The organism is Methanosarcina subterranea, assembly GCF_055385895.1.
In genome coordinates this window covers 89784-101429 of the sequence record NZ_AP042426.1, presented here as the reverse complement: position 1 = coordinate 101429, position 11646 = coordinate 89784, and the positions used below count along the sequence as shown (strand labels likewise).

Sequence of the window (11646 nt, the reverse complement as noted above, 5' to 3'; positions counted from 1 at the left end):
ATTTATATGCAATTTTTCCTCGAAAAGAGGAAAAATTGTAGCCTTTCAAAGGCCACCTGAATTGTTACGAAAAAACAAAATAATTTATAGAAAAGAACTTCTTTCAGGTTCTTCAGATTGATGAGAGCATTTTTGACAGGAGGAGAGCTCTTATAAGCTTCAGTTCCTCTTCCTGGCTTCCTTCTCCAACCCTTGCCCTGATCAGGGAGTCAAGTTCAATCTCCAGTACTTCCAGTGTCTCCGATATTTGCTTCTGTCTTTCCGAAGGCACAAGCCCTTCAATTTTTCTGACATTTCCAGCAAGTATTAATTTCTCAAACTGCCTGTAGACGTTTTTCACACTCAAGCCTTCGATTTCTGCAATTTCACCAATATCGAACCCCTGCAAATAGAGCGAATAAGTATTCTCAAGAGAAGCCTTTTTGAAGAGATCTATATCAGAAGATTCGAGCCCAGAAAAACCTATTTCGTCAGAAATCGTTTCAGAAGAATTCACTTCAGGAGAATTCACTTCAGGAGAACCCGTTTCAAGGGAACTTGCTTCAAGGCTATCAGGTTTAAAAGAACCTGCCGTGAAAGGCTCTTCTTCGACAGGTTCCATCTCAAGATAGCCATTTTCGGAATGATTTTCAAGACTATCCGCTTCAGGGATATTGCCAACTGATTCAGGGAAACTTCCTTCAAAGTCTATATCATTAAGGTTATCAGAAGCAGATTCTTCTTCTGACCAGTCCTGGATACTCATATCTAAATACCTTGCTCTCTTAACCGGTAACCTGCGTGTTTCTAAAGGTCTTTCGGAGGATTTGTCGGAGGAAGTTTCTAATGTGTTCTCATCGCCGGTTTCCGGGATAGGAGTTTCACTTCCTAGAGCCTCAGTTTCGACTTTGAGTTCTTGAACTGGGCTCGTATGCACTGAGCTTTTTAAGGCTTTCCTCTTTTTTTCAGGTTCAGTCCAGTTATCTCCGGAACTTCCGGCTTTCTCCGCAGGTATCAAGTCGTAGTCCCTGCAATAATCGTTGATCTCTTTGAGGAAATCGTCTCCGTATTTCCGGAGTTTATGGTCTCCTACCCCTGTGATTGAATGGAACTCCTCAGGGGTGCGCGGAAACCTTGCAGCCATTTCTTTGAGGCTTGTATCGGAAAAAATGATGTATGGAGGAAGATTTTTCTTTAAAGCAATCTGCTTTCTCAGGGCTTTTAACCGCTCAAAAAGGATGGGGTCGTGTTCTGTCCCCGATCTCTGAAGCCCTCTGAGCTTTGCTTTTTTAAGAATATCAGTAGCAGTTGAATATCCGCCGGCAGGAAGCTGTATATCGTCTTCATCCATTCCTGAAGTTTTGCCTGCAGGCGCTGGCGGCATAAAACTCTCTTCAGTTCCGGGAATGAAACCTTCAGGACAGACAAGTTCAACACTCTCTGATCCCTTTAAAATTTTCCTGCTCATGGCATTCAGTTTCAGGACAGGGTACTGCGCTCCGCTTACTTCAAGAAGTCCGGTATTCAGCATTTCAGAGGCAAGCGACCTCCACTGTTCCTTAGTAAATTCCTTGCCGCTGCCATGGGCTTTCAGCTTTTCATGGCGGTTTTGCTTGATCTTTTTATTCTTTGAGCCTGTGAGCACATCAATAACATAGTTCGTTCCAAAACGCTGGTTCAATTCCTGAATACAGGCAATCAGTTTTATGGCAGCTCCGGTCCCGTCAAAGGTATCTTTAGGTCTGAGGCAGGTATCACAGTTCCCGCATGAGGCTGAAAGCTCCTCCCCGAAATATTCCATAAGGGTCTGACGCCTGCACTTATTTCCTTCACAGTATGCCACCATCTGCCTTAACTGTACAAGGGAAATGTCCTTTTCTTTCTCATTTGTTTTTTGCGCGATAAAATACTCAATCTTAAAGCGGTCTCCCCTGCTAAAAAAAAGGATGCATTCGCATGGGCTGCCGTCCCTGCCTCCTCTTCCGGTTTCCTGGTAATAGCTCTCAAGGTTCCGGGGAAGGTCATAATGTATCACAAACCGGACATTGGACTTGTTGATTCCCATCCCGAAAGCGATTGTAGCAACTATTATGTCCACATCATCTTTTATGAACATATCCTGGTTTCGGGCACGCTCGGTATCTGAAAGTCCGGCATGATAGGGAAGAGCCCTGAATCCGGCGACGTTCAACTTTTTTGTAAGGGTTTCCACGTTATTCCGGCTCTGGCAATAAATGATTCCGGCTTCACCCCTGTGCCTGAGCAGGTAGTCAGTTATCTCTGAAAAGGTGTCTTTCTTTGGCCTGACCTCATAGTAAAGGTTGCTCCGGTTAAAGCTGGCAACATAAGTACCTTTCTCAGGATCGATACCAAGCCCAAGCTGGGAGATAATATCTTTTCTGACCCTACCGGTAGCTGTAGCCGTAAGCGCAATAACCGGTACATCAGGAAAGCCGGTCTTTGAGTCCCTCAGGAGTTTCAGTTTCCGGTACTCAGGCCGGAAGTCATGCCCCCATTCCGAAATACAGTGAGCCTCATCAATTGCAAAGAGGCTGACCTTACCTTTCTTCAGAAAAGCAAAAGTCCCGGGCATCATAAGCCTTTCTGGCGCAACATATAATATCTTCAACCTATTTTCCAGAAAAGCTGTTTTAACATCCCGGGTCTCTCTGGCATTCTGGGTACTGTTCAGGCATGCCGCAGCAATTCCATTTGCTTCAAGCCCGTCCACCTGGTCTTTCATCAGGGAAATAAGGGGAGAAACCACGACAGTAACCCCGTCCATAAGAAGAGAGGGCAATTGGTAGCAAATTGACTTGCCCCCTCCTGTAGGCATGAGCACGAAGACATCTTTTCGGTCCAGGACATCCCTGATAATTTCCTCCTGCAGAGGGCGAAAAGCAGTATACCCGAAGTACTGGCGGAGTACAGAGTGCATTCTGGCAGACATCAATACTATGGACTCAAGCTCATTTTTACTATCCCTTAATACTCCGTAATCAATGCCCATTGTTTCATCCCTGAGTTTGCAGAATTCGTACCATACCATTATAGTTATCGAGAAGATCCTTGAGAGTCAATTTATGAGATAAATAGAGTCAATTTCATTTGTATTCGGTTAAGGATTTTGAGCTGCGGATCTCGATTTCGACGGAAAAACTCAAACCCAAATGTTTAGTGTTTAAATTGAAATCGATATCAGATTCCAGTTTTGCATTTGATGAATAATTTAACAAATTTTATGAAAATCAATGCAAGTGATAACGATTTTTCCTTAACCGATGACCAATGGAGTCAATTTATGAGATAAATATACTCATGAAATCGATTATAACACTTGCACAACAACTATACTTATTTGTGAATCCGCAATGCTGTGATGTTTTGGACTCATCTTATTTAAGTTGCAGGTATGCAGGGTGAAAGTATTACGCATCCGGAGATCGGAAAGACATTTAGTTATTTTCAAAAAATGAGAGATAAGCTTCTTTTTAAAATCAGAGAAATAGAAATGCGGACCTGCCTTACTCAGGTAACTTAGCAAATGGAGAGATCCTTTAGAGGAGATAACTTAACGCATACTCTAAAAAGAAATCTTAACACATACTCTAGAAAGAAATTTATGCAATGATAACGTTTAACTTTATTGGTAAGTAGAATGTGTAAAGAGAGCAGCTTAAATTCAAGACCGGTGAACTTTATAGAGATAATCTGGAAGTAACTATAAAGTAGCTGTAGATTAAGTGGTTAGTTCATCCAGAATATTTAACAGAGTAATTCCCTAGATATGCAAAGTACTCCTGTTCCAGTGCCGTGACAATTAAAGCCCCGCACTGAAGAGGAAAACTTCTTAGTAACGATGATGGTGCCTTTTCTTCATGAGATGATAGGACTTAAGAAGAAAAGGTGAGGCCGCTAAGGCGGAAAAGCAAATATGGAAGTAAAGAAGGGGGAATGGAGCGGCTCTAAACCTCTAAACCGGGCATCCTCAGCGCCTGGGAAGTTAGTGCCTGGTGAGGGGTGAGAGAAGGAGGGGGAAGAAGTATGGCCGCACGTCAATCTTTACTTCCATCATTTGCAAAATACCTTTTTTAATTTCGAGCTTTAAATATCCGACTGGCAGATTACATCCAGCCGATTTTATATTCAGCAGATCTCAACTCTCAGTTAAGTTCATATATGCTGGTTCCAGGAACACAATCGCCCGGGAACAAACTAACGTAAATTGTTCAAAGAAATTGGTCTGTAAAACTTCATATTAATGAATGGGATAAAAATTTCGCTAAAGGTTTCCTCTTGGAACAACAAGAGCTTTTTTGTCCGAGGATGTGTTTTATTAACCAGCAGCAATGACCATAGTTAGAATAAACAGCACTCCGAGCATCAATATAAACATCAGAATCATCCATAACTTTAACGCTTTTTCTGTATTCAAAGTTCCAATTCCCCTCTTCTTAATTTGAACTGTACTGATATATAAATGCAAGAATAAATATTCAGAAACAGGGGTATTTCATGTCAGGTTGTTTATTATATTGTCAGCTTTTATATTGCCACCTTTATATTATACATCCTTTTTTAGATATTACCTTTTAATTTTTTGGATTAAATTATAGAATTTTTTCACGCTCTCTATGATATAAGAAAGAAGAATATATCTGGTATATATCTAACAATGCAATCACATAACATGTCCGGAAAAACGTTCCATGGAACTATATCTCTTCTAAAGACCTGTATTTCACGAGAAATAGATGAAATTATACTGGAAATGAAATCAAGCCTGGAAGTGAAATTAAGCTTTTAATCCACAAAACTAAAACAGACTTCTCTGAATAAATTTCCAGAGGAAGTTGAGGGGTATCAAACAGGTACTCGAAAAAAATAAATCTGGTACTTACTTCTACTTTTTTGAGATTATCAGGTCTTTTCAATCCTGAAAAAACTGATACTTGGTAACATATTTACCCCCGGAAACCTCTTGGCTGCTGAAAGCAAAAGTCCTTCAGTAGATAAAATCAACACATATAGTCCTTATGTTTTTTTTCATTTAATTTTGCTTTTTACTATCGATAAATCCTTATGTTTCCAAATCCATAATGCCCTTTTCCTGCGCTAGCAATTCCAGAATGTCAACTATTCTTTTCTGAGACTCTGCCATGCTCTCCAGGGACTTTGCAATACTCTCAAGCTTATCAATCATTTCATAGTTTTCATTACCCATAACTATCACTAACTCCGGTCTGACCTTTTTACTAGCAATATTTTGGAAAAGCTTAATATATAACTGTAATTTCTGGTTTTCTGGAGGGAGTTGGAAAGTAACTTAAGGATTAAAAAATGCTCATATAAGTTTCTCCCATTGATTTTTTTGCCTAATTTTCTCTCGGGTCTTTTTATTTCAAGTCATTACCCGCATTTTTCATGCATCTCTTGAAGGAATAAAGATACGTCATCCACTGAAATCTTACCAGCGAGTAAGGTACTGGACAGTAAGATACAATAAAAATATTTTCAAGAGATTTTTGAGAAAATTTGGGCTTTACGGAAATTGTAAAAACAGGCAAGCATCTGGCCTTCAGGATAACGGGAATAACTTAAAAATTAGCTGAATTAAAGAAGGAAATCAACGAATTCTCCGACTATACCTTTAAATATCAAAAACCCCATGCACTGACTCATATATCACAATAAAATATAATCAAATCTTAATAATTTTCATACATTCACCAATCACTATCATTTCTTCAAAGGAAAGATTCACTCGAAGGAGCACTTTAATGGTAAAACCTGAAAAATTCATTCCAAAAGCAGTTGAGAAGATCAGCCAGGAAATAAAGGATGGGAAGGCAATTATTGCACTTTCCGGCGGTGTGGACAGTTCTGTTTGTGCGGAGCTGGCCTACAGGGCAATTGGGGACAGGCTGCAGCCAATCTACATCGACACAGGGCTTATGAGGAAAGGAGAAACAGAGAGGATAAAGCACATCTTCTCCCATATGAACCTGGATATTGTTTATGCAAAGGACAGGTTCCTTGCAGCCCTGGAAGGTGTTACTGACCCTGAAGAGAAACGGAAGGCTATAGGCGAGACTTTTATCCGCGTTTTTGAAGACGAGGCAAAGAAGCTTGCAGCCGATTACCTGATCCAGGGCACGATCTATCCTGACAGAATTGAGTCAGAAGGCGGAATCAAGTCCCACCATAATGTTGGAGGGCTGCCGAGCGTAATGGATTTCAAGAAAATAGTTGAGCCCATAGAAGACCTTTACAAAGATGAGGTAAGGGAAGTTGCCTGGGCTCTCCAGCTGCCTGATGAGATTTGTGAAAGGATGCCTTTCCCTGGACCCGGGCTGGCTGTGCGGATTCTCGGAGAAGTTACTGAGGAGAAGCTCGAGGTAGTACGTGAAGCCAACTTCATAGTCGAAGAAGAGCTCCTTGACAGATTCTGTCCCTGGCAGACTTTTGCTGCCGTACTCGGCAAGGGAACAGGAGTAAAAGGAGATATAAGGGCTTATGGCTGGATAGTAGCTGTAAGAGCTGTTGGGTCGAGAGATGGGATGACTGCGGAAGCGCTTGAACTCCCGTGGGATGTGCTCAAACATCTGGAAGCCAGGATCACCTCTGAAATCCCGAAAGTGGCCAGGGTAGTCTATGATATCACGCCCAAGCCGCCTGCAACAATCGAGTTTGAGTAAAACCCGGAGAATACTGGAACCGGAAAATAAAGATATCATAAAAATATAAGATAAAAGTGAAGCCTTGAAAGGCTTCAATCGGCTTTTTTACAAATTGGACAGTAAGTCATAAAGTGAAAGTCATAAAGTGAGATATTATCCACAGGTACAAATTCACAAATACTAATTAACAAATACTAATTTACAAAGCGAGTTTTAAGCCCATGTCCCTTAATAAAGCAGTACTGGATATCCGGCAGCGGATTAAAGTAAAGCCCTCACCTACGAACGAACCTGCGGCAAGCTGGACCGGAACGGACCTTGTAAATGGGGTTCAAACAAAGACCCTCACTATCATCTTCAAAAGCGCAGGCTGCCGCTGGGGAAAAGCCGGAGGCTGTACAATGTGCGGCTATGTCTATGACTGTGCAAATGAGCCCCCTTCCCTCGAAGACTATAGAGTCCAGCTTGTAAAAGCGATGAGGAAAGCTGAAAAATTCCCTGAATTCATGGTCAAGATCTTTACCTCAGGCAGTTTCCTTGACGAGCAGGAGGTCCCTCCTGAAGCCAGAGATGAAATTCTCAAAACCCTTGCAGAGGATCTCAGAGTCATCAAGGTGCTTGTTGAAACACGCCCTAACTTCGTAACCGAGGAGAATATACAGGCCTGTCTGAATATCCTGAAAGATAAACCCTTCGAACTCGCGTTCGGGCTTGAAACAAGTTCGGACATAATCCGAAGAGACTCCATTAACAAGGGTTTTACGTTCCAGGACTTTGTCCGCGCAACAGAAATCGCAAAAAAGCATGGTGTAACCATAAAAGCTTACCTTATGCTCAAGCCTCTCTTCCTCTCCGAAAAACAGGCAATGGAAGATATCACACGCTCCATAGACGATGCGGCTCCATATGCGGACACTATATCCATTAATCTATGCAATGTCCAGAAAGGTACCCTTGTCGAAGCGCTCTGGGAAAAAGGCCAGTACCGCCCACCCTGGCTCTGGAGCATCATTGAAATTCTCCAGAAAGCAAAAGCCGCCCACCCTGACCTCCCCCTGATGTCCGACCCCGTCGGCGCAGGCTCAAAACGCGGCCCCCATAACTGTAAAATCTGCAGCTCAGACGTTGCCGATTCCCTCAGGACTTTCTCAATCACCCAGAACCCTGCGGACCTCAGTACAACAGACTGTGAATGTAAGGAACTCTGGAAAAAAGTCCTGGAAATCGAAGACTTCACTTATGGGACGCCCATTTTAGACTAAGACTGCTGAAAAACACTTCGCTTGAAAAATATAAGTGCCAAAGCCAATAATGAGTCCACTTATAAATTAGTCCTTTGAGCGAAGTGCTGTATCAGAGCTTATAAAAAACCCTCTTGAGCAAAGAGAAAAGGGCAGCAGGTTGTTGCACTTACAGTGAAACTCCCAGGGAATCTCCATTTCCTATAACCCCAAATCTCAACTCGGGCAGGTCAATATCAAGCTTAACCTTTACAAGCATGAACCAGTTATCTGCAGGGTCTAGAATGTTTTCCAGCAGCCTTTTTCCAATACCCTGACCCTGGTATTCGGCTCTTAATATCATGCCTTTACCTGGCACTTTTGAATAGATGGAACCCCATAATCTCTACGATTTTTCCATCTAGTTCTGCTGCCAGTACACGGTCATCGCGTCCCATGTTCTTCAGTAACCCTTCGGTAAAGGTTGTGGTTTCAGTTGCCAGGGGAAGTGTATTCGCCCTGACACCTTCTCCCCTTCTTATTTGATTAATTGATGTCCTCAGAGTGGTTTAACCTGACAGGCCTGATAAGTAAATCCGTGGATGCCTTTTACCTATAGTCCTGGATTCTTGAGCCTTAGATTCTTTGCCTTAGATTCTTTGCCTTAGATTCTTTGCCTTAGATTCTTTGAGCTTTGGATTTTTTGCCAGAAGGTGACGAATCAGCTGCCTGTAATTATTCAGGTGGGTGATCCGGCCCGTAAATCATTGTTCCGACTCCGCCGTCAGTAAAAAGTTCAAGAAGCATGGAATGAGAAACGCTTCCGTTTATGATATGCGCTTTCTCTACCCCGCTTTTAACTGCAACAGCAGCGCCTTTGAGTTTAGGAATCATACCACCCCTGATAACTCCTTCCCCAATAAGAGGATCAATCTCATCCAGGTTTACACGGGAGATACGACTACCAGGATCTTTCATGTCTCTAAGGAGACCGGAAACGTCGGTCATAAGGATAAGCTTTTTAGCATGCAAAGCCGCTGCAATGTCTCCTGCAACTGTATCAGCATTGATATTCAGGGCATTGCCTTTTGCATCCACAGCAACCGGAGAGATAACAGGAATATAGCCTTTTTCAAGCATAATAAGGAGAATTTCCGGATTTATGACTTCACTTTCCCCGACCCAGCCTATATCTACTTCAGTTTCCACGCCGTCAATAAGTACACGTTTTGCAGCCTGTTTGTGGCCAAGGATCATTCTTCCGTCATAGCCAGTAAATCCGACACCTTTGCCGCCGAATATCCCGATCAGGGACACAATCTTTGTGTTTATGTTCCCTACCAAAACCATTCTTGCAATTTCCATAGTTTCGTCATCTGTAATACGAAGTCCCTGGAAGAACTCAGCCTTTTTGCCCATGCGTTCCATTTTTTCAGTAATTTCAGGCCCACCCCCGTGTACAATAACAGGTTTGATTCCTACATAACGCAGGAGGACGATATCTTTTATGATATCCTCCATGATCTGGGCGCTGACCATGGCGTTTCCACCTACTTTGACAACCATGATCGAACCATAGAACTCCTGCATATAAGGCAGGGCTTCGATAAGCACATTCTCTCTTTTGAGTTCCATGATTTAGGAATCAGAAAATCTCTTTTTAAACTTATCGTTAAATACCACAGGTAAAAGCTGAGAAGGGATTGAATAAAAAGCAAATAGATGCAAACTCTCTTATAAATTTAAAAATGTATAGTGGTTAGAGAAATAAACCAGCCCGGATAGTAGAAATCAAAGGCCTGTCCAGGCTAATTCCGTACCTGAATATCAAAAAGAAAAAGAAAGAACCCCGATTTCCAGGGCATGTGAGGGATAGAGTTTTACTCGATTTTTTCGATCTTTTCTTTCTTGACAAAGGGCTTGCTGATTTTCTCAGGCATCCAGTCAGGCCTATTTTTGGGGGCTGCGACAAGTTCTTTCCATGCCTTGAAAACGTGCACCTTCTTTGTCCCGCGTTCTCTGAGGCGGATGACGTCCGGTTTGGATTTAGTACCGTCGCCCCGGTTTGCAGCTTTCAAAGCAGCCTGACGAGGCTGTTTTCCAGTGAAAACTCCATGCTCATTGCCTTCTTCGTCTCGTAAAACAAAATTTCTTGTGTTGGACATAAAGGTCACCTCGCAAATTGTATTGCTAGACACTGATTAATTTTTAAAGTATATAAAATCTTTCTTCAGGATGTTGCCTATAGTTATTGGTTTATACAAAAAGGCTCTTAATCTGTACAGGAGATATAAACTAAATTTTTATATATTGTGGTCAAAATGGGAAATATTTAAATATTTATCCTTTGTTAAAAATATGGTTTAAAATATGATTCAGTAAAGGGTTTTTAGATATTCTTACAAAATAGATTTTATTGTACTTTTGGAAAAGAGCCTGGAAAGCACAAACTTTACATGCTATAACTTCTTATGGTCACTATATTTTTCCAAATGCATATAATAAAAATTATGTATTTGTTAAGGTTTTATTCTATCAATCAAGCACATACTCATCTTTTCACGGATCTGGTTAAATATGGAACACTGTACTTTCAACCTCCCGGACGTCCAGGCCAGCAGACCAAGCATAGCCATCAACCTCACCCGTGTTGGGGTAACAAACATGAAAAAGCTGGTTGAAATCAAACGAAAGGACAAACGTCCGATAGTGCTGATTTCAACTTTTGATGTCTTTGTTGACCTGCCCTCAGATCGTAAGGGAGCAAACCTTTCAAGGAACTTCGAAGCTGTAGACGAAGTACTGGAAAAGGTCCTCAGCACACCGGTGTACGAAATAGAACAGCTGTGTAGTGATATTGCACATAACCTGCTTGGCCGCCACGAATATGCAAATCAGGCTGAAGTAAGGATGAAAAGCGAATATATGATAAGGCGTACTTCCCCTTCGACAGGGATCAAGTGTCAGGAAGTCGTTAATATCTTTGCTGAAGCTTCGGCTGTAAGAGGCGACGGAAACAAAGGCTACTTTGATGTGAAAAAGCTCATAGGAGCTGAAGTTGTGGGAATGACTGCGTGCCCCTGCGCTCAGGAGATAATGAGAGATAAGGCTGCAAATGAGCTTGCTGATCTTGGGGTTGACAGGGATACAATCATAAAATTCCTTGAAAAGGTTCCTATGGCTACCCACAATCAGCGCGGAATAGGTATTGTCTCAATTAAAGTAGCTCATGATTTTGATGTTTCCCTGGAAAGCATAATCAAGATAATCGAACGCTCCATGAGTTCAAGCGTTTATGAGATCCTGAAGCGCTCAGACGAGAAAGTTGTTGTGGAAACTGCACACATGAACCCCAAGTTTGTGGAAGACTGTGTAAGGGCAATGGCAGATAATATTGTAAAAGAATTCCCGAAACTTCCAGATAATGCAGTAATCACTATCAAACAGATTAATGAGGAAAGCATACACAGGCACAACGCATTTGCCGAAAGGGTAGCTCTCATGGGAGAACTCAGAAATGAGATTAACCAGTAAAGAGGTTACCCAATAAAAGAAAATTACCCATAGTGAGAGAAAGTAATCGATTACTGAAAAATTAGCAAACTTTAAATTCTCTTTTTATCTCTTAAGGCGAGAAGACCCCCTCCTCAGGAGATCCGGTTTACCGGATCGAACAGGTGGGGGATGGAAGCCGTCAACTTCCCGACATTCTACAGATAGTAAATCTGTTAATTTTAACATAGTTTCAAAACATATATAATGCTAAT

Annotated in this window: 8 protein-coding genes; 3 read left to right on the top strand and 5 right to left on the bottom strand. The window is 41.9% G+C overall.

The window, feature by feature from the left end:
- Positions 1–112: 112 nt before the first annotated feature.
- Positions 113–2929, bottom strand: coding sequence for a DNA helicase RecQ (recQ, locus tag ACZ5A8_RS00440; RefSeq protein WP_464533966.1), 2817 nt, complete (start codon positions 2927–2929; stop codon positions 113–115).
- A gap of 2130 nt (positions 2930–5059) precedes the next feature.
- Positions 5060–5203 carry a hypothetical protein gene (locus tag ACZ5A8_RS00435; protein WP_229390582.1) on the bottom strand — a complete coding sequence of 48 codons (144 nt, stop codon included), beginning with the start codon at positions 5201–5203 and terminating at the stop codon, positions 5060–5062.
- Positions 5204–5759: 556 nt separating this feature from the next.
- Here ACZ5A8_RS00435 and guaA point away from each other — a divergent pair.
- Both guaA and ACZ5A8_RS00425 read left to right on the top strand, forming a co-directional pair.
- The gene (gene guaA, locus ACZ5A8_RS00430) at positions 5760–6677 is read left to right on the top strand and encodes a glutamine-hydrolyzing GMP synthase (RefSeq protein WP_229390581.1); all 918 of its coding nucleotides are present in this window, start codon (positions 5760–5762) and stop codon (positions 6675–6677) included.
- Between the two features lie 203 nt (positions 6678–6880).
- On the top strand, positions 6881–7921 hold the full coding sequence (locus tag ACZ5A8_RS00425; RefSeq protein ID WP_464531618.1) for an archaeosine biosynthesis radical SAM protein RaSEA: 1041 nt from the start codon (positions 6881–6883) through the stop codon (positions 7919–7921).
- Between the two features lie 148 nt (positions 7922–8069).
- Here ACZ5A8_RS00425 and ACZ5A8_RS00420 read toward each other — a convergent pair whose 3' ends face one another.
- The 3 genes from ACZ5A8_RS00420 to ACZ5A8_RS00410 form a co-directional block, all read right to left on the bottom strand.
- The gene (locus ACZ5A8_RS00420) at positions 8070–8243 is read right to left on the bottom strand and encodes a hypothetical protein (RefSeq protein ID WP_464531616.1); all 174 of its coding nucleotides are present in this window, start codon (positions 8241–8243) and stop codon (positions 8070–8072) included.
- 371 nt (positions 8244–8614) lie between these two features.
- A complete protein-coding gene (argB, locus tag ACZ5A8_RS00415; protein ID WP_464531615.1) occupies positions 8615–9514 on the bottom strand; it encodes an acetylglutamate kinase in 900 nt (299 codons plus the stop codon).
- Between the two features lie 245 nt (positions 9515–9759).
- A complete protein-coding gene (locus tag ACZ5A8_RS00410) occupies positions 9760–10044 on the bottom strand; it encodes a non-histone chromosomal MC1 family protein (protein WP_229390578.1) in 285 nt (94 codons plus the stop codon).
- Between the two features lie 412 nt (positions 10045–10456).
- Between ACZ5A8_RS00410 and mptA the strand changes: the two genes are divergently transcribed.
- Positions 10457–11413: a GTP cyclohydrolase MptA gene (gene mptA, locus ACZ5A8_RS00405; RefSeq protein WP_229390577.1), complete on the top strand. Its 957-nt coding sequence runs from the start codon at positions 10457–10459 to the stop codon at positions 11411–11413.
- Positions 11414–11646: the final 233 nt, after the last annotated feature.